Source organism: Bradyrhizobium sp. AUGA SZCCT0158, assembly GCF_018130065.1.
Lineage (GTDB): Bacteria > Pseudomonadota > Alphaproteobacteria > Rhizobiales > Xanthobacteraceae > Bradyrhizobium.
Genome location: NZ_JAFCME010000014.1, coordinates 56,728 through 75,319, shown reverse-complemented (window position 1 = coordinate 75,319; position 18,592 = coordinate 56,728). Strand labels below are relative to the sequence as shown.

The window sequence follows — 18,592 nt, the reverse complement described above, 5'->3', positions numbered from 1 at the left end:
ATGCGCCCTCGTTCAGACCGTGCGGTCAGTAGTCCCAGAACACCGGCACCCAACGAAAGGCGTCGCCTTCGACTGCGACATGGCCGACGGACGGGAACGGCAGGTGAGTTGCCACCAACAGGCCGCGGGTCTCAGCCAGTTCGCGCAAAAGACTGATACGAACGCGGGCCGACTCCTCGGGGTCGTGTTCGAAGCCGTTGTACCATTCGGGGTGCTCGAACCCGACCGCGAACACGAGGTCTCCGGCGAACGTCAGCCGGTCGCCGCCGGACACCACGCGGACCACGCTGTGCCCGGGGGTGTGGCCGCCGGTGCGAGTGACGATCACTCCCGGCGCCACCTCGTACTCCTCCTCGAAGGTGCGCAGCTGGCTGCGGTACTCTTTCACGAACCGCTTGGCGGTCGATCGAAGCGCGTCCGGGAATCCCGGCGGCATGGAGACGTGGGAGAAGTCGGGCGCCTCCCAGAACTTGACCTCGGCGGCCGCCACGTGGATCCGCAGGTCCGGACGCAGCCGCTCCTTGACCCCGTCGACGAGCAGCCCGCCAATGTGGTCCATGTGCATGTGCGTCAGCACCACGTCGGTCACGGACGCAAGATCGATGCTGGCCGCTTCCAGTCGCTTGATCAGCTGCCCGGCCCGCGGCAAGTGCAAGTCAGGATCTAACCCAAGCCCGGCGTCGACGAGGATGGTCCGGTCGCCGCTGCTCACCACGACCACGTTGAGCGCCCAATCGTAAGCGTCCGGCGGCAGGAACATGTCCTTCAGCCAGGTCGCCCGGACAGCCGGATCGATGTTGTGCGCCAGCATGGCGGTTGGCAGCGGCAGCACGCCGTCGCTGACCACCAGCACCTCAATGTCGCCGACCTGCACCGCGTAGCGCGACGGAACCAATTCGTTGGGGCCCGGTGCAGCGGGGTGCGAGGTGTTGGCGAGGCTCGTGTCTAAATTCATGTTTGTCTCCCGTTTCAAGGTGAAGGTTACTGGCTGGTCTTGGTTGAGCAGGCCGCGCAGCCAGCGCGGAACGCGGCCCGTTTCGCGTGAAGGGTCTAGAAGAAGCCACTCACATCAGTCACACGCTCCGGATCGGCCGAGGCCAGCGCGGCAGCACGCTCGGCCTTCGGCGGATAGATCCAGACGGTGTTGATCTCCTGCTTGGTCTTCTTGCCGACGTCGCCGACCATCCCGACCTTGCGCTCCCAACCGACCGTGAACAGCGCGCCGGCCTCTCCGAGGTCGAGACAGGTGACGTATCCCTCCTGGTGATAGGGCTTGGTCGGAACGCCGAGCAATTCAGCGGCGGCATTGTTGCCGGCAAAGGCGCCCATCCGCGTGGCGTGCTGGCACGACATCAGCGCGTAATTGCCGACATCGTCGCTGGCTGCTCTGGCGGCATCGCCGGTGGCGAACACGCCGGGCACCGACGGCACGCGCAAATCCCGATCGACAAGCAGCCGGCCAAAATTGTCGCGCTCGGCCGGGATCTGCTGGGTCAACGGGGCGGCACGAATGCCGGCCGCCCAGATCAAGGTCTCGGTTTCGATGTGTTCGCCGTTGGAAAGCGTGACGCCGGATTTGTCCAGCGACGCGACACCGGCGCCGAGCCGGGTCTCCACGCCGACCTTGCGCAGGGCATCTTCAATGACGGGGCGCGGACCCGCGCCCATATCCGGAGCGATCGCGCTGTTCCGATCAACGATGATGACGCGCGTCTTGGTATCCTTGCCGAAGATCGCACGAAGCCGAGTGGGCATCTCCGTCGCCGCCTCGATGCCGGTGAACCCGCCGCCGGCAACGACGACCGTGCTGCGCCCGTTCATTGCCGGCCGATCCGGCAGGCTGTGCAGGTGCCGGTCGAGGGCAATCGCATCGTCGAGTTGGTCGACGCTGAAGCCGTGTTCGGCAAGGCCGGGAATATTCGGGCGGAACAGCCGGCTGCCGGTGGCCACGACCAGCCGATCGTAGGAGAGACTCTTCTTCGCGCCCTTGGCGGCGACGATGTTCACCGTCCGGGCCTTGGTGTCGATGGTCTCCGCGCTGCCTTGCACGTAGACCACATCGACCGCCTTGAGCACATCCAGCAGCGGCGCGGTCAGCGTTTCGGGTTTCGGTTCGTAAAGCCGAGGGCGAACCACCAGCGTCGGCTCTGGCGCAACCAGCGCGATCTCGAGCTGTTCGGGGGAAACGCCCTGGATGTCGCGCAGGCGGGCGGCGGAAAGTGCAGCGTACATGCCGGCGAAGCCGGCGCCTATGATAACCAATCGCATGTGATCTACTCCTGTGGTTGATCTTCCCAGATTTCCACGCGTTACCGCCGCTGCAGCTCATTGGCGGCAGCAATCGACGACGACGCGAAGACGTGAAACGAAGATGACGGGCCCCTATGGAGGGGAGCAGTCCAGCATGAGCGGCATGGGCCGCTCACATACCGCGCGGCAGCTTTTGGAACTGCGTGTCGAGCCGCGTTGAAAGACGATCGATTGAACGGGATTCGGCCAGCTCTTGAAGATTTCGGCGCCGTCGTTGATCACGATGGAGCTCATCGGATTTTTACCTTGGGTCGCTTGCGCCGGATTTTCCACTTCCTCGCCCCTCGGTGAGGTGAAGCGCACCGTCAACGAAAGGCCGTACATGAGGGCGCTCGCGACCACTCTTCGTCGTGACGTGATCGCATTTGGGCCGACGAAATTCTTCCAGGCCATTGTCTATCTCCCTCGTTTTCGGCGTAACCATCGCATGGTCTTTGTTTAGCGGACCAAACCGCTGACTGCCCCAGAGCGATTGACGTACCTGTAGAGAGATTGCTGCTAACGCGTGCGCCTCCGCCAATCGCTCGGGGTCTCGCCGGTCAGCTTCCTAAATGCCGCGGCGAAGGCGTTTTGGGAGGCGTAGCCAAGCGTCGCTGCGATCGAGACGACCGACGTGTCGGTGTCGCGCAGCATGTTCATGGCCTGCTCGAGCCGGTGCTGGCGCAGCCATGCGTGAGGGGAAAGCCCGGTGCTTTCCTTGAAGGCACGGCAAAAGTGGAAGCGCGACAGCCCGGCATCCGAAGCCAGCGCTGCAAGAGATACGTCCGCATCGCTGTCCGAGCGCAGGCGTTCGATGGCGCGGCGCAGTACCGTGGGCGCGAGGCCGCCTATGGTCGGCTGGACCGCGATTGGCGAGCCAATGTGCGCAGCCAGGAGGTGCGTGGCCAGGACGTCTGTCAGCTGATGCCTGAACAGGGTATCCAGTGCGGCACTGCCTCCAATCATATCCGCCGCGCTCAAGAGCAATCGGGACGCGGTGAGATCGGGATGTCCCGTCCGTTCCAGGAGATCGCCGGGAGCGGCGATATCGGCTTCGCCGGCGACGCGTTGGAGCGTCGTGGGCGGAAGATAAAGCTGAACGACATTGACCGGGCCGGGAATATCCCATCGGGCGCTTGAGCCGGCGGGAATGATCGTCACAACCCCGGAACGCGCCGTTCCGATCGCCACTGATCTTCCCGACCGTCGCTCCAGCTGTTGCAGGCCGGTCGGGTAAGTCATGATGACGTGATCAGCCATGGCTCGACGACGTCATGCAGCGCATTGTGCTTCCAATGCGCGATCGCTCCACTGGACGGATCGGAAGCCTGGCGCAGCGGAGCGGTCTTGAGCACGCGCGCCATCTCCACACCGGCAGGACGCCGGTCGGCATTCGGCAAATCGCGTTGGTGTGCCGTGGAAGCGCCTGGTTGATTTTTCTGCGAAGAATCGCGCAAAATTGGCTTGCAGCTCATGACTTGTCCTCGCCATTGAGGGCGGTCGGTTATTCGCAGAGCGTTCGCTGCTATCGCGTACGCCGTCTCCACTCGCCCGGTGTTTCGTTCGTCAGCTTCCGGAATGCGGCGGCGAACGCGGTCTGGGAGGAATAACCGAGCGCGGCTGCGATAGAGACGACGGAATCGTCAGTGTCGCGCAGCATGTTCATGGCCTGCTCGAGCCGGTGCTGGCGCAGCCAGGCATGGGGTGAAAGCCCGGTGCTTTCCTTGAAGGAACGGCAGAAGTGGAAGCGCGACAGCCCGGCATCGGACGCCAGCGCCGCGAGCGAGACGTCCGCATCGCTATCCGAGCGCAGGCGCTCGATGGCGCGGCGCAGCACTGAGGGCGACAGCCCACCCAGGGTCGGTTGGAACGTGGTTGGCGAGCCTGTGTGCGCAGCCAACAGGCGCGTGCCCAGCAGGTCTGTCAGCTGATGCCTGAACAGCGTATCCAGGGGCCCATTGCCCTCCATGGCATCGGCCGCGGTCAGGAGCAATCGGGATGTAATGGGATCGGGATGCGCCGTTCGCTCCAAGAGATCGATTGGTGCGGCCGTGTCGGCTTCGCGGGCAACGCGCTCCAGCATTGTGTGCGGAAGATAGAGCTGAACGACATCAACGGGTTTCGGAATATCCCATCGCGAGCTCGATCCTTCCGGAATGATGATCACGACCCCGGGACGAAACGTTCCAATCGCAACCGATTTTCCGGTCCGCCGCTCCATGCGCTGCATCATGCCGTTGTAGGCCATGATGACGTGATGGGTCATGGGCTCGACGACGTCGTGCAAGGGCTCATGTTTCCAGTGGGCGATCCCGGCACCGGAGGAATCCAGAGCCATGTGAAAGGGCGTGGTCCCGAGCACACGCGCCATCTCCGCATCGGCAGGACGCCCATCGGCATTCGGCAGGTCACTCCGGCGCGCTTCAGACGCGCCCGGCAGATCCTCCGAAGGTTCGCGCAAGTTCGGCTTGCTCATGGTCTCGTGCTCACTTTAACCATTGTCTCTTGGAGACCTACAGGATGATGGCAAACGCCGCATGACGGTATCATGCGGCGCGTCTGATCCCGCTGGCCCGGCGAATAGATCAACCTGTACCTTGGGATAGGGTTGGCGGGGACGTGTGTTAAGCCACAGACAATCGTGTCATGCGACCGCGGTGCTCGGCAATGCTGAGGTTGGGAGGCGCAGTTCGTGGTCGGTGCCGGCATCCGAATCGATCGGAAGTGTGAATTGAAACGCCGCACCTGTTGGGACGTTTGCTGCCGCCCATAATCGTCCTCCGTGATCCTCGACGATCGAACGGCAGATGGAAAGTCCCATCCCCAGGCCGCTCGACTTCGTCGTATAAAATGCCTCGAAAGCTCGATCGATCGCCCCCTCTGACAGCCCCGGGCCAGAGTCACGCACCGCAACGAGAATGGAGTCAGCTTCAGCCTGGGTGCTGATCAGTAACTCACGAGGCTCGTCGCTCATTTGGCTCATCGCCTCGACTGCATTGACGATCAAGTTCAGCATCACCTGTTGGATCTGGACCCGACTGCCCTGAATGAGAGGTAAACCCTCCGCAAATTGAGTCCGCAGCTGAACGCTGCTTTTCGACACTTCACCGCGCGTCAATCCGATAACTTCCGAGATAGTTTCATTGATCTCCAGGCTATCCTTTCGCGTCGGCTCCTTCCTGACCAACGCATGCGTCCGGTCGACAACTTCAGTGACACGCATGCCGTTCAGCACGGCTCGGTCTATCGCCTTCTTCGCCCTCTCGACATCCGGCTGCTCGCGAGCGAGGAAGCGCTGAGCGGTTTGGGTATTCAGGAGCGCGGCCGTGATCGGCTGCTTGACCTCATGCGTAATGGACGCCGTAAGCTGCCCCAAAGTTGCCAGCCGGTTGGCGTGGGCCAATTCCGTCTGCATGTTGCGGAAGCGCCGCTCGCTCTCACGCGCTTCCGCTTCTGCCCGTCTACGCTCGGTCAGATCGAGCACAAACGCGACACCCTGGCTGTCTGTCCCTTCAAGGGTCGCGATGCCGATCAACACTGGAATACGGCTGCCATCCTTCCGGATATACTCCTTTTCAAAGGGCTGCACGGCTCCCTTGTTTTTTACCTCGGACATCATCAATGCATCGCGATCACGCCATTCGGCGGGCGTCATGTCCGCCCAGCTCACGCGGCCGGACAGGAGATCGTGCTGATCATACCCAACGATGCGCAAATACTCGCTATTGGCATCAAGAATCCGCCCCTCGTCATTCCAGATGACGATGCCGATAATGTTGGCATCGACGAGGCGGCGAATTTTCGCTTCACGCTGTTCAATCTCCCGCTGCGTGGTTGCAATGGATCTCAAGTCCGCCTGCAGCACGTCGCGCCACTGCAACAGCAGTCTGAGATAGAGATCGCTGTATCCGTTGCTTTTCCTGTCGAGAACACAAATCGTTCCAAATATCTCGCCATCGGGCCAACTGATCGGCACGCCGAGGTATGAAATCATGCCAAGTTTGATGTCAGGGTTTGATTTCCACGCCTCGTCCTGCAGAGCGTCCGGGACGATCAATGGTCGGCGGGTGTTCATGACAGTCTCGCAATAAAGCCCTGTATTGAGACACGCGAGTTCGTCCGGTTCGTAAGGATTTTCTTTGGACTCGCTGGAAACCAGGACTTTGATATTTGGCGGCTCTACCCTCATGATCAGGGCGGAGGGGACATTTACGATATCGGCCAGAAGGTCTGCGATCTCCTGCCATTTTCGCATGATGTCCGCGGGTACTTGCATGTTGTGGAGCCTGTCCACCTCGACACGCATGTCCGTTGCGCGCAAATCCTCCGAACGCGATGCCACGCTCTCAGATGCGAGATCAGACAACGCCGTTCCCGGCGGGGATGTGAAGGATTGTTCGCGGCCGCCCGGGGCGGCGTTGTGGACAGGACTAGCCATCGGAAGGCCCCTGCCCAACGCCGTCAGGGCCAGAGCCGACGTTCCGCAGGGCGGACTGCAGGTAACGAAAGAGGACGTCGCTGCTTACCGGCTTGGTCAGGTATGCATAGGCCCCACCTCTCATGGCGCGAGATCGGGTCGCCGGATTGGTGTCAGCCGTGACAATGATGACCGGCATCGCGGAACGGAGACTGCGCAAATACCGCAGCAGGTCAAGCCCGCTATGGCCCGGCATGCTCACGTCGGTAATCAGGCAATCGAACCTGTCAGGGACATATTCCGCCATGAAGGCCTCCGCTCGATCGAAAGTGCGACACGATAGATCCAGCACCATAAGGAGGTCGGAAAGGGCCTCCCGAATAGCTTCGTCGTCATCCACGATTGCAACCAGGGGCGCTTTGGACAAGCCGATAACCTTCGCTAGCGTGGCCGACTGACCACACTCTCGTCTCGCCCATTGCTGGCCGGGTCGTAACCATCCTTTGGTCTAGGGTGATTTTCCCTCGCGGATCTCCGCAGGCAGCTGTTCCCAGATGCGAATGAGCTGCCCGACGGACGTGGCCTGCATCTTCTTCGTCACGTTGCCACGGTGGAGCTTGACGGTGATCTCGCTGATGCCGAGATCGAACGCGATCTGTTTGTTGAGGCGGCCCCTTGCCACTTCGCGCATGACCTCGCGTTCGCGCGGCGTCAACTTCGCGTAACGATCGACGTGCAGCTTGATCTGCCGGGCGGCGGTCCGTAGCGAAATGTCCTTCTCGATTCCGGCCGTGACGGCGTCGAGCAGCGTCTGGTCCCGGACGGGCTTTGTAAGGAAGTCAATGGCTCCCGCCTTCATCGCCTGCACGGTCATTGCGATGTCGCCATGGCCGGTGAGGAAAATGATCGGTCGCGTGTGACCGTTCAAGCCGAGATGATGCTGAAGATCGAGGCCACTTGCGCCGGGCATGCGAACATCGAGGATCAGGCAGCCCGGCCGCTCCGGAAGATCGGCCTGCAACAGTTCCTGTGTCGATCCGAAGCAACATGCGTCGATTCCCACCGACAGCAGAAGTTCTCGAATTGCGAACCGGACGTCCTCGTCATCGTCCACGATCAGGACGAGTGGGCGATCCGTCTTGTCGGCAGCCATGCTCATGGGTAATCGGGGTAAGGTTGGTAGGGCGGATGAGCGGGCCAGTGCGGTGGTGGCAAGCATTGCTTAGTCTCCTAATCGCTACTGCCCCATTGCCTGTCGCGGTCGTTCAACTTGAGTCGATCGTTCGGGGCGTGTTGTAAGCCCCGTACAAGTACGGCGTCTTTCCTAAAGCCGCCGTCCTTTGCCGGAACCTGCTCCAAGCGCGCAATCGTGATACTAGGGGCTGAGACGCCGCGAACGCGTGACCAGGTGATCAAGCAGGAAAATCATTGAATTTGCTTCGAAAATCGTCTTCCCGCGATTGAGCCGGTTGATGTCACAACGGCTTCGCGTTTTACGAGCAAGCCTAGACGGTCGCTCGGCGATATCAGATAATCCGCCGCGACCTCGCGACGATGATGACCTGCCTGGTCCAATTCCGCGCATGAGACCGAACCAGATGATACAGACGGGCGCCTTCGGGCAAAAGCTCGGGCAAATCCTGCATTTGAAGGATGCGCCGCCGTCGCTGATGACGCGGTCACTGCGCGGTGTGCAGCTCGCATTCACTGAAACCCGCAATGACAACCCCGTGCCGGGTCTTTCCGGTTCGTTCGCGCTTGAGGATGCTTTTCTCGTCAGCCTGAAACTTCACGATTTCCCGGACTGCGAACTCTGGGAGAATGGCAAGTGCGTGATGAAGGCGGATGTCCCGGCGGGGACGACATATCTGTACGATCTCAAGCGCGATCCCCGCTATGTGATCGACAAGCCATTCCACTCCCTGTTTTTCTATCTGCCGCGCTCCGCGCTCGACGGCCTCACCGAACAGTCCCGCACGCCTCGCGTCGGTGAGCTCGCCTGCGATCTTGGTGTCGCCCATGATGACGCGGTCGTCCGTCACATCGGCGCGTCGCTGCAGGAAGGCTTGCGACGGCCGGGCGAGACCAATCAGCTTTTCGTGGATCACATGATGCTCGCCCTCACCGCACACGTCGCGCAGGCGTATGGCGGACTGCGTCCCGACGCCAAACCGACCCGCGGCGGTCTGGCGCCGTGGCAAATGAGGCGCGCCTGTGAAAGGATCGAGTCCGATCTTGGCGGGAAAATTTCATTGCAACAAATCGCGGCCGAGTTTGATCTGTCAGTCAGCCATTTTTCACGGGCTTTTCGCAGCTCCACCGGCCTGCCGCCGCACCAATGGCTGCTTCGCCAGCGGGTGAAGGCGGCCAAGCAGCTGATGACCGTCCCCGACCTGTCGCTGTCCGAGATTGCGATATCTGCCGGTTTTGCCAATCAGAGCCACTTTACGCGGGTGTTTTCGGCCGCGGTCGGCGTCAGCCCGGGAGCGTGGCGCCGCGAAGCGCAAAATACCCCGGAAAGCGAGAATTGATCCGGGTCAATGCAATGCCGGGCGTAGCGGATCAGCGGCGCTTCCCCAGTGAGATGACGTAGGCGGCGCGGCGCGCCGCAAAGATCTCGTCGGGCGGATGAGCGATGCCTTCCGCGAGAGTTGCCGGATTGAAGATGGAGGCGTCGCACGCCTCGTCCGCTTCAACCCCGGTGATGACGATCGTGCCCAGCCGCACCGTTTCGCGGGCATCCTCGTCCGGCCATCGGCTGGTCACGTCCATGACGGGATCGCCGGGGCGGTCGAGCAGCGCCATCACGTTGAGCCGGACATCGCCTTTGGCGATCCGGTTCTTGAGGTCGTCGTAAAGGAAATCGGCCGACTTCGGCCTCGCCTGATCCCCGGTCGGCGTGACGTCTGCGCCGACTGGCGCGACCTTGAACTTGATGAACCGCGTCTCGCCGTTCGAACTCGTCGCGGGAAAGGCGTGCACGCCCCAATAAGTTGTGCCGGCAAGACTACCGGGCAGCGGAAGCGCGGCGATGTAGTTGGCCTGATGCAGCGTTTCGGGGTTGGCGGCGGAGAATGCCTTGACCTTCTTCATGTTCGGCTTGCCGCCTGGTCCGGGCATGCGCACCTTGAGGTAGGCCAGCATCTGGTCGGGCGTCCTCGCAAAGTGCACCGGAGCGCTTTGCAGGAGCATGTCCGAGCGATGATCTTCGCCGCCGAGCCGGAAGCTGAAGCCGCGCAGCACGCGGTCATCGCCGCCGCCCACCGAGAAGCGCGCCAGCACGCGCGATGGCTTTGTGAAGCTTTGGGATCTCGTTATTTCCGACGCCCGGTCCGACGGAATATAGGTGCCGCGAACGCATCGGCCCTCGGCAAAGCTCGCGCGTGCCTTTGGCGGATGACCGGTTAGCGCGTTCAGGGCGTCGACGATGGACGCGGGTGTGGCCGCGCCGGCTGGGAACTGGACCACGGCGGGACCTTGGTTTTGAGCACTCGGAGCGCATTCTAGGCGCTATGCAAATCGGGCGTCTTTCCCAAAGCGACCATGTATTGTCCGATCCTGCGCCCCATCCCCACTGCACGGGCCAATTCACCCTAGACCAGGGGACTAGAAGCACGCACCCCTCGTAGGGTAGCGCAAACGGCTCCATGCGACGCACCCTCAGCGCCATCGCGTCAAGGAAATGGAGAGGACGATGCCCGTAATCGAGCGGCGGCAAGCAGCGGAGAAGCCTGTTTCATTGCCGGATCGGTGTCGAGATAAAGTCCTTTCACGCGGCTCCCTGCCGACTTCTCCGGCCGCGATCCTGCCCGACTTCATCGGCAAGAACCGTAAGTGCTTGGCCGGGCAGTCTGATGCGATCAACGATGGCAGGCTGGCCTATGCCACCAGCCATGCGACGGAGGCGGAGGACAGCATCTCCGACGAGAGGCTTCTCAAGAGCGTCGCGGAAGGCGACAAGACCGCGATGCACATCATGTTCGCCCGTCACCGCGCCAGAGTGCTTCACTTCATCCAGCGGACGGTCCGTAATCCGGGCATTGCCGAGGATCTCGTCAGCCAGGTATTCCTCGATGTCTGGCGCTCCGCAAACAGGTTCGAATATCGCGCGCGGGTTTCCACATGGCTGCTCTCGATTGCCCGTTTCAAGGCGATCAACTCGCTGCGAGAGCGCATTCATGAGAGCATCGATCAGGATGATGTGCAAGGAATCGCAGATACCGGTGACACGCCGGAAATCGCGCTTGATCGAAAGGAAACCAACGGCATTTTGCGCGCGTGCATCGCCAGACTATCGCCAGCCCATCGCGAAATCATCGACATGGTCTATGCGCGCGAGAATTCGCCCGCTGAAGTGAGCGAAATGCTCGATATTCCTCTTGCCACCGTGAAGAGCCGAATGTTTTACGCGCGCAAGCAACTTGCGAGCATGCTCGTGAACGCCGGTTTCGAGGTCCCAGCAAGGCGGGGAAAGCAAAGTCATCTCGCGGCTTGCATCTAGAGTCCAGGCACAGCTATCGGCAATCGCCCGGCCGGCCCCCTGCGACACGTTAAGGGAGGCAGGTTCGAGCGGCAAACATGACGCGGCGACGCAGCAATTGCGGCCGGGAACGCTGCTATCGCGAGCAACCGCTCGGCAAAGCCGTTGACATTCCAGCGCATTGTCAAAATACTCGGCCATAATAAAGAAAAATCGATGGGAGGACACGATGCCCACTTCACGCAGAACACTGCTGAAGACTTCTGCGGCTGCGGCCGCCGCATTCAGCTTCGATTGGACACGTGCCCAGGCGCAAGCCGAAACGGTGCGCATCGGCCTGATCTACGACTTGACCGGCCCGTTTGCAGCCGGCGGATCGGTCGCCTCCTCGATCGGCGCGCAGATCGCCATCGATCTCGTCAATGAAAAGGGCGGCATCGGCGGCAAGTACAAGGTCGCCGCGGTCGCCGCCGATTCCCAGAGCAAGCCAGAAATCGCGATCAATGAGGCGGTGCGCCTGATCGACCAGGAGAAGATCGACATCATCAACGGCGTCTATGCGAGTTCGCATGCGGTGCCGCTCGCGGCCAAGGTCGAGCAGCAGAAAAAGATCCTCTGGATCACGACCGCGGTCTCGACCGCCGTGTTCAAGGACAAGAACCTGCAATATGTCTTCCGCGCCCAGATACATTCCGATCAGTATGGCCAGGCCTTCGCCGGCTTCATCGCCGAGCATGCGAAAGCAAAGCTTGGAATGGAGCCCAAGGACGTCAAGGTCGCGCTGATCCACGAGGACGGCCCCTATGGCGTCGGTGTCGCGGCCGCCGACGAGGCCTATTCCAAGGAAGCCGGCCTGCAGGTCGTGCTCCGCGAGGGTTATTCGGCGTCCGCCCCCGACCTCTCGGTGCTGGTGACCAAGCTCAAGCGTGCGAGGCCCGATGTGATCTCTCACGCGGGATACAACCCTGATATCACGCTGTTCCTGCGCCAGGCGCGCGAGAACGGCCTCAAGTTCAAGATGCTGTTCGGCGCCGGCGCGGGCTACAGCCAGCTCGACAAGCTGCGCGCCACCTTCGCCGCGGACATCGACAATTTCTGCAATATCGATCCGGTGCCTGCGCAATTGCTCGATCCGACCAAACTGGCGCCCGGCATCGGCGATCTCACCAAGACAATGATCACACGCTACAAAGAGAAGACCAACGCGACCGACGTGCCACCGCACTGCTCGATGGGCTTCAACCAGACCTGGATCCTGCTCAACAGCGTGCTGCCCGCCGCCAAGGACAAATACGGCGGCTTCAATCCCGATGCCATTCGCAAGGCCGCGCTCGACGTCGACATCCCGCCGGGCGGCACGATCCAGGGCTACGGCGTCAAATTCTTTCCGCCGGGCACGCCGCTCGCCGGTCAGAACGAGCGTTCGACCCCGGTCGTGATGCAGAATGCCGGGGAGCACATCTCGGTGGTTTGGCCGACCAATATCAGGACGCAGGACCCGGTGTTCCCGCTGCCGAAATCGTCGGTCTACGCGTCGTAGCGCTTTCACCCCGTCCCCTTGTGGGAGAGGGTGGACGCGATGCGCAGCATCGCGGACGGGTGAGGGTCTCTCTCCGCGCGTGAGCCTCTCGCAACAGAATTTGCGGATCGAACCCCTCATCCGGCGCTTCGCGCCACCTTCTCCCACAAGGGGAGAAGGGAAGAAGCTCGTCGCTACAACGTCACTCTCCGGCCCTCTTCGGCGGCCCAATAGCCGGCGTAGTTGACCTTGATCGTCTCAAACGCCAGCGCGAGATCTGAGAGTGGCTGCCTCCCGGTCGCGACGCATTCCATGAAGTCCTGGATTTCCTGCAGGTAGCCGCGCGTCCATTCTTCCTCGAGGCACACATACTGCCAGCCGGTCTTGCGATCGACCTTTTCGGTGATGTAGACGCTGGCGAGTTTTTCCTCTGATGTCTGGTAGCTCATCATGTGCGTGTTCGGCGTGATGTTGGCGAACAGCGCGCCGCCGCTGGTGTAGGTTTCGATCAGGTTGCGCACGCCGCCGGCGATCATGTCGCCGGAAAAGATCGTCGCCTTGGTTCCGTCGGAGAAAGTCGCGGTGAGCGTGCCCCAATCCTCGACGTCGACCGGATTGGATTTGATGACGCCGCGTTCGTCCGGCCGCAGGCAGGCCGCGACGTTGCCGACGTCGCAGGTCACGCTGGCGACGCTGATCGTCTCACCCCGCGCTTTCGCCTCGACCTGCTTGAGATAAAGCACCGCCGAAAGCGGGTGGCATCCCATCCGGATCAGCGAACCGCCGCCGGTCATCGCCCATTGCGCGGCATGTGCCGCATGCGAGCCGCTGTGGCTCTCCTCGCCTTTCATGAACAGGATCTTGTCTTTGGTGGCACGGAGGATCTCCACGGTCTTGGTCACCGCGGGCGCGTAGATCCAGTCTTCCGCATACATGAAAAGTTTGCCGGTCTTCTCGATCGCCGCACGGGTGATTTCCATCTCTTCCAGCACGCGCCGATACATCAGCGCCTTGGACACGTGCTTACCGATCGGCGCCTTGTCATCTTCTCGCCCGAAATAGCCCGCGAACGGCTTCTCGCAGATCACGTGTTTGCCGGCCTGCATCGCCTCGACGATCATCGAGGCGTGCAAATTCGGCGGCGTGCAGATGTCGATGACATCGAGCTCGCCATCGGCGATCAAATCGCGAAAACTGCGATACGCCGCCGGAATCTGGTGCCGGCGGGCGAACTCAAGGACATGATCGCCCCGCGCCGCGACGGCCCGAACCTCGACATCCAGGCCGTAGACGCGCTTGTACGCATACATATGCAGCTCGGACACAAAACCGCAGCCGGCCAGACCGACCCTGATCTTTGCCATGATACCTCCAGGAGTCATGTCTAGCCGGCAGTAATTCGGCTAGCTACCCTTCTTTGGCTCTTCGAAAGGGCACACCATCGTAAATTTAAGGGTCGGCTCAGCGTTGAGTGTGGTCCATTCTATTTTGACGTCGTGGAGCGTCGGATCCAGATCAGCAGCCTTTTTCACCATCACATCGATGATGATTTGAATCGGTGGCTCCGAATTAAAGCACTTTCGAATCGCGGCATCGGCTAAGTCGCACTTTGTCGCGGGAACCGCGGCATCGCTCGGCGAAAGCGGCAGCTTGTTGGGTTGCTTCGAGAGACTGTCTCGGGCCGCCTGCATCGATTCCTGCCAAAGCTCGTGGGTTTTTCCGGGCCATTTATCTTTTGGCGTCAGGATAGGCTGATAGTCACCCCACTTCATGGTGGCCAGATTAAACCCTGCATGCTCTTTCAGTTTCTTGACGCTGTCCGGCATAGCCTTGGTCGTATAGTTGACGTTCATGGCATAGATAAATTTCGGGTCCTGATAAAACCCGGCAAAAAAACTCTTCTCAGCCATTGTCACCTCCACTTTGTTTCACTGCCTCAAGAGGCCGTTTCACACCAGACGTAAATTGACGATGCTATCAAAGTTGACGCGCAGCTTTCAGTGCCGAACGGACTCGCCGTTCACCTTGGCCAGTAACGCCTCCGCCTTCGCGACGAGAGGCTTATGCTCAAGCCGCTCGGCAATGGCTATACAGTTCAGCAAGCATTGGCTTATTTGTTCCGGATCGGCCTCCGGCCGCATCGCGAACATCCTCCCTTCCGATAACCACGTTTCCGCTTCAAGACCTTCATACCCTTGCTGGCGAGCTCCAGCGCGAACGGATCTGACGTTTTCCAGCGCATCCGCAGACGCGTTCTGTGCAAGCGCCAGATAGTTGGGCGCCCGCAACATGACCGATGAATGACCGACCGCGTGTGCCTGGTCCCGTGCTTCCGTCAAAACGGTTTTGGCCTCGTCGATCAGGCCGAGCTCCAGGTTTGCCATTCCGCAAAGGCAAGCAAGAATTGGGATGTAGAGTTTTGTTTCGTGCTCCTTGGCCAGCTTCAACGCCTTCTCAAGCTCGGCTCTTGCGCCCGCGAAATCACCGCGGTTGAGCAGGATCGAACCCGAGCAATAACCAACCGACACGCGATCGATGGGTCGCCCGGTGCGATCGGCAATCGCGCGCGCATGACCTTGAACGACCTCTGCCTGGTCCCAGTCCCCCAACATACTCAGCACGACAGCCCACATCATGTAGCAAAGGATCGCCAAACCTTGCGGGGTGTTGCCGAGCGGAGCCCTGGGATCCGGCCCCGTCAGTTGCTGGCATGCTCGTGCGAACATTTTCTCCGCTTCACGGCACCGGCCCGCGACAAAATAAGCCTGGCCCAGGCCGAACTCCGCGTAGCTCAGCCATCCGCGATCGCCGAGTTGCTCGGCCCTCCCGACGGCCTCCTCCCCGGCCTCGATCGCTTCGACGGGCGCGCCATAAAAATTGAGCGCTGCTGCGCGCACCGCCATGGTCGCAACCTTGCGCGCGTGGTCCCCGATCGCCGCTGCGCGCGCATCGGCCTCCTTCGCCAGGCTCAGCCATTTGTCGACAACGCCAAAGGAAGAAAACGCCACGCGCGACTCGATCCGCAGATCGATGGCAAGGGTCTCGCGCTCGGCCGATAGCGGCGCCTTGTCGAGTGCGTCGATCGCAATCCCGAAATACTGCGCGCCCTCGGCCAGCGCCGAGCGATCAATGCATTTCCTGGCAATGTTGCGGGCGAACAGGGCGCTCTTTCGCCAGTCCTTTGCGCCTGTTGCGTGGTAGAGAAGAACGTCGGACTGGTCGTCCGGACGACCCGACGCTCCAGCCTCGATACTGGCAAGAATTCGCCGATGCAGTTTTTCGCGCGCCGCTTCCAGCATGGATTCATACGCTTCCTGGCGGATAAGTTCGTGCGGAAATTCGTAGACGTGGCTTGGCAACAAACTGACTTCGATCAGAAGTTCGGCGCGATCGAGCGCGGCCAGTTGAGACTGCAGCTGCTCGTCGGGCAGACCAGTTACCTCCTGCAAAATGCGGGCGGTTGCCTGTGTTCCGACCGCAGCCGCTGTTCGAAGCAGGATCTTTTCATCCCAGCTCAAACGATCAATGCGCGCGGCGATCATGCCTTGAATGGTCGCGGGCATGCCCAATCTATCCGGAGAGATGTCAACGCTGACGCTATCGTGGTGCCCGCCGAGAACGACCTGATCCGAAAGGCCGCGACACACCTCTTCGATAAAGAGCGGTACGTTGCCGGTATGCCGGAGGATCCGGTCCTTCAGGTCCGTCACCGACGGGGAATGCCCAAGGATATCGTCCAGCATCTCGCGACCAGCGTCGTCGTCCAGCGGACGCAACCACAGACTGACCGAGCTTCGTCGGCTGCGCAGCTCCGGCGTTCCGGTGGGCCTGCTGGTGGTCACGATCAGCAATGGATGACGGGCGGTCAGTGATTCCAGGGATTCAATTGGCGCCGCACTCGCACTGTCGATCCAGTGCAAATCCTCGATCAGAAGCAGAACCCGCGAATCCTGGGTTATGCGCTCAATGACGGCACGGCTTGCCTCTGCAATTGCCCGACCACGTTGCCTCGGCTCAAGCTTGCTCCAGTCCGGATCCGAAACCGGGAGATCCAGCACGGCATCAATCGCCGCGTGCCAGATCGGCGGCAGACCGGCGAGTGGATCCTCGCCCGGGATCGGCTTGCCGACCCGCAAATGGGGCGACAGGGCCGATTGCAGAACGTTCTTCAGCACGGCAAAGGGCGAGGCTTGCAAGGGCGGGCTGCATTCGGCCTCGATCACGCGCCATCCGGCCGCCCGCAACTCCTCCACAAACTCGTACACCAGACGCGATTTTCCGATGCCCGGATCACCAAGCACGGAAACCATTTTCCCGTCTTTCGCGATTCCGTCGGCCACCGCTCTAAGAGACCTCATCTCAGAGTCTCTTCCGACGAACCGCCCGATGCTTCGAGCCTTGCGAACCTGCCACGTTGAAAGCTGGTGAACCGCGACCACCCTGTACATCGGAATTGGGTTTGCGAAGCCCTTCAGAAGCCTTGGCTCCATCGTCTCGAAGTCGATGAACCCTTCGGATAGCAGCCGGCACGCTTCCGAGGCCACAATCTGTCCCGGTGGGGCGACAGCCTGCAGTCGTTCCGCCAGGTGCTGTGCTGATCCGCCGAATTCGTAGACGTGGGAGACGTCACTCGAAACGACATAGGCCAGCACGTAGGCGGAGTGCAGCCCCACGCGCACCTGGATGCTCGGGTCGCCAAGTTCTGCAACACGCCGGATCAGTTCGATCGCGGCGTGGCAGGCAAGGCGACTATGGTTATCGTCAGCGCTTGGGGCGCCAAACGCGGCCACCAATCCGTCCCCGAGCTCCTTGCTGACCGTGCCGCGAAATTGTCGAACCGCGGCCCGCATCGCTGACAGTGCGGGTTCGAGACGGGAGACGGCATGTTCGGGATCGAGGTCCGCAACAATAGCCGTCGAGCCGACGATATCCGCGCGCAGGATCGTTACGAATTTGAGTTCGGCCTTGGGTTCGCTAGAGGCCTGGACATCTTCGGCAACTCCACCGCCGCCGTTGATGGTTACGCGTAGCGAGTCTCCGCAATAAGCGCAGAAACTGCTTTCCGGCCGATTGGATTTACCGCAGCTGTCGCATCGCTTTTGCAGCGCCCGAGCCCCGCAGGCCGCGCAGAACTTGTCCCGCTCATCCATTGCCGATCGGCACGCATCACAAAACATAATCGCGTCCTGACGGGATCAGTCGATTATTCAAGTAATTTCTTGTGTTTAGCCTTTTGCTGCCATTCGGAATGGTGACCCATTCCGCCCGCCTCTGCAAGGTTGTTATCCCCGATGAACCACCGGATTAAGACGGCCTTTTGTCTGCCCCGCGTCTGGATGCACCGATCGTCACTTTGCGGGGTCAAGCCTTAACCATGTCGGCTCATCGGAGCAGACCGGATGCTGGCAGCCCCGAAATCTCGGGGTACCCGGCGTCAAGCAGTCATACCGCCCGACGGAAAAAGCCTGACCTTTCATCCTCGCGGATGAGATGGACCGCCTGCTTCAACACCTGAACAGCAGTTGCGCGGCGATGTAGCAATGGACGTTGAGGCGCGACTTTGTTGGCTGCAATCCGACGCTGACAATGGCCTTCGACACCAAGGCAGATGCAAACAATCAGTGAGGAGAAGGCCTGCTCCCCCTAGAGGCCCGCATCGCGGACCACCGCGCTCCAATTGCGCGTCTCGTCGTCGATGAATTTGCCGAACTCCGCGGCCGTGCTGCTGTCCGTCGGCGATCCCCGGCTGCCGTCCGCGGCGGGAATGGGCGATCTCCCATGTCTGCGCCGGCGGCCGGCCAGCGCGGGCCAACGGTCGCGGCAGCGTCACTTCGGATAATCCCCCGAACGTAGGGTGCCAAAGGTTGCATCCGCGTTCCATTGTGGC

14 protein-coding genes and 1 pseudogene are annotated in these 18,592 nt (G+C 61.2%); 3 read left to right on the top strand and 12 right to left on the bottom strand.

Annotated features, from left to right (window positions below):
- Positions 1-25 precede the first annotated feature (25 nt).
- The 8 genes and pseudogenes from JQ574_RS20760 to JQ574_RS20725 all read right to left on the bottom strand — a co-directional run bounded on the left by JQ574_RS20760 (position 26) and on the right by JQ574_RS20725 (position 7,925).
- The gene (locus JQ574_RS20760) at positions 26-955 is read right to left on the bottom strand and encodes an MBL fold metallo-hydrolase (protein ID WP_212210211.1); all 930 of its coding nucleotides are present in this window, start codon (positions 953-955) and stop codon (positions 26-28) included.
- Positions 956-1,050: 95 nt separating this feature from the next.
- Entirely contained in the window at positions 1,051-2,268 is a 1,218-nt protein-coding gene (locus JQ574_RS20755) for an NAD(P)/FAD-dependent oxidoreductase (protein WP_212210210.1), read from the bottom strand.
- 114 nt (positions 2,269-2,382) lie between these two features.
- On the bottom strand, positions 2,383-2,703 hold the full coding sequence (locus tag JQ574_RS20750; RefSeq protein WP_212210209.1) for a hypothetical protein: 321 nt from the start codon (positions 2,701-2,703) through the stop codon (positions 2,383-2,385).
- Positions 2,704-2,808: 105 nt separating this feature from the next.
- Positions 2,809-3,764 (bottom strand): annotated as a pseudogene (locus JQ574_RS20745) (helix-turn-helix transcriptional regulator).
- A 50-nt stretch (positions 3,765-3,814) separates the two neighbouring features.
- On the bottom strand, positions 3,815-4,765 hold the full coding sequence (locus JQ574_RS20740) for an AraC family transcriptional regulator (RefSeq protein WP_212210207.1): 951 nt from the start codon (positions 4,763-4,765) through the stop codon (positions 3,815-3,817).
- 168 nt (positions 4,766-4,933) lie between these two features.
- Positions 4,934-6,727 (bottom strand): ATP-binding protein, encoded by a 1,794-nt coding sequence (locus tag JQ574_RS20735; RefSeq protein WP_249119492.1) that lies wholly within the window; start codon positions 6,725-6,727, stop codon positions 4,934-4,936.
- The gene (locus JQ574_RS20730) at positions 6,720-7,106 is read right to left on the bottom strand and encodes a response regulator transcription factor (protein WP_212210206.1); all 387 of its coding nucleotides are present in this window, start codon (positions 7,104-7,106) and stop codon (positions 6,720-6,722) included. Before JQ574_RS20730 ends, JQ574_RS20735 begins: the two co-directional genes overlap by 8 nt.
- 108 nt (positions 7,107-7,214) lie before the next feature.
- Positions 7,215-7,925 (bottom strand): response regulator transcription factor, encoded by a 711-nt coding sequence (locus JQ574_RS20725; protein ID WP_409363419.1) that lies wholly within the window; start codon positions 7,923-7,925, stop codon positions 7,215-7,217.
- Positions 7,926-8,304: 379 nt separating this feature from the next.
- Between JQ574_RS20725 and JQ574_RS20720 the strand changes: the two genes are divergently transcribed.
- Complete coding sequence (locus JQ574_RS20720; RefSeq protein WP_212210205.1) at positions 8,305-9,237, top strand: AraC family transcriptional regulator; 933 nt, start codon at positions 8,305-8,307, stop codon at positions 9,235-9,237.
- A 31-nt stretch (positions 9,238-9,268) separates the two neighbouring features.
- Here the strand turns inward: JQ574_RS20720 and JQ574_RS20715 are convergent, their stop codons facing one another.
- On the bottom strand, positions 9,269-10,174 hold the full coding sequence (locus JQ574_RS20715) for a catalase (protein WP_212210204.1): 906 nt from the start codon (positions 10,172-10,174) through the stop codon (positions 9,269-9,271).
- Between the two features lie 391 nt (positions 10,175-10,565).
- On the opposite strand from JQ574_RS20715, the gene JQ574_RS20710 reads away from it, so the two are divergent.
- On the top strand, positions 10,566-11,207 hold the full coding sequence (locus JQ574_RS20710) for a sigma-70 family RNA polymerase sigma factor (RefSeq protein ID WP_409363420.1): 642 nt from the start codon (positions 10,566-10,568) through the stop codon (positions 11,205-11,207).
- A 208-nt stretch (positions 11,208-11,415) separates the two neighbouring features.
- Positions 11,416-12,726, top strand: coding sequence for an ABC transporter substrate-binding protein (locus JQ574_RS20705; RefSeq protein WP_212210202.1), 1,311 nt, complete (start codon positions 11,416-11,418; stop codon positions 12,724-12,726).
- A 173-nt stretch (positions 12,727-12,899) separates the two neighbouring features.
- On the opposite strand, the gene JQ574_RS20700 is transcribed toward JQ574_RS20705, so the two are convergent.
- The 3 genes from JQ574_RS20700 to JQ574_RS20690 all read right to left on the bottom strand — a co-directional run bounded on the left by JQ574_RS20700 (position 12,900) and on the right by JQ574_RS20690 (position 17,882).
- Entirely contained in the window at positions 12,900-14,069 is a 1,170-nt protein-coding gene (locus tag JQ574_RS20700; protein ID WP_212210201.1) for a Gfo/Idh/MocA family protein, read from the bottom strand.
- Between the two features lie 39 nt (positions 14,070-14,108).
- Positions 14,109-14,615: a hypothetical protein gene (locus tag JQ574_RS20695; RefSeq protein WP_212210200.1), complete on the bottom strand. Its 507-nt coding sequence runs from the start codon at positions 14,613-14,615 to the stop codon at positions 14,109-14,111.
- 87 nt (positions 14,616-14,702) lie between these two features.
- Entirely contained in the window at positions 14,703-17,882 is a 3,180-nt protein-coding gene (locus tag JQ574_RS20690) for an AAA family ATPase (RefSeq protein ID WP_283813756.1), read from the bottom strand.
- Positions 17,883-18,592 lie beyond the last annotated feature (710 nt).

What these genes read in the sequence shown, in the direction of transcription:
- JQ574_RS20760 (WP_212210211.1), bottom strand. Translation starts at nt 955, where the DNA reads ATGAATTTAGACACGAGCCTCGCCAACACCTCGCACCCCGCTGCACCG.
- JQ574_RS20755 (WP_212210210.1), bottom strand. Translation starts at nt 2,268, where the DNA reads ATGCGATTGGTTATCATAGGCGCCGGCTTCGCCGGCATGTACGCTGCA.
- JQ574_RS20750 (WP_212210209.1), bottom strand. Translation starts at nt 2,703, where the DNA reads ATGGCCTGGAAGAATTTCGTCGGCCCAAATGCGATCACGTCACGACGA.
- JQ574_RS20740 (WP_212210207.1), bottom strand. Translation starts at nt 4,765, where the DNA reads ATGAGCAAGCCGAACTTGCGCGAACCTTCGGAGGATCTGCCGGGCGCG.
- JQ574_RS20735 (WP_249119492.1), bottom strand. Translation starts at nt 6,727, where the DNA reads ATGGCTAGTCCTGTCCACAACGCCGCCCCGGGCGGCCGCGAACAATCC.
- JQ574_RS20725 (WP_409363419.1), bottom strand. Translation starts at nt 7,925, where the DNA reads ATGCTTGCCACCACCGCACTGGCCCGCTCATCCGCCCTACCAACCTTA.
- JQ574_RS20720 (WP_212210205.1), top strand. Translation starts at nt 8,305, where the DNA reads ATGATACAGACGGGCGCCTTCGGGCAAAAGCTCGGGCAAATCCTGCAT.
- JQ574_RS20705 (WP_212210202.1), top strand. Translation starts at nt 11,416, where the DNA reads ATGCCCACTTCACGCAGAACACTGCTGAAGACTTCTGCGGCTGCGGCC.
- JQ574_RS20700 (WP_212210201.1), bottom strand. Translation starts at nt 14,069, where the DNA reads ATGGCAAAGATCAGGGTCGGTCTGGCCGGCTGCGGTTTTGTGTCCGAG.
- JQ574_RS20695 (WP_212210200.1), bottom strand. Translation starts at nt 14,615, where the DNA reads ATGGCTGAGAAGAGTTTTTTTGCCGGGTTTTATCAGGACCCGAAATTT.
- JQ574_RS20690 (WP_283813756.1), bottom strand. Translation starts at nt 17,882, where the DNA reads ATGTTTTGTGATGCGTGCCGATCGGCAATGGATGAGCGGGACAAGTTC.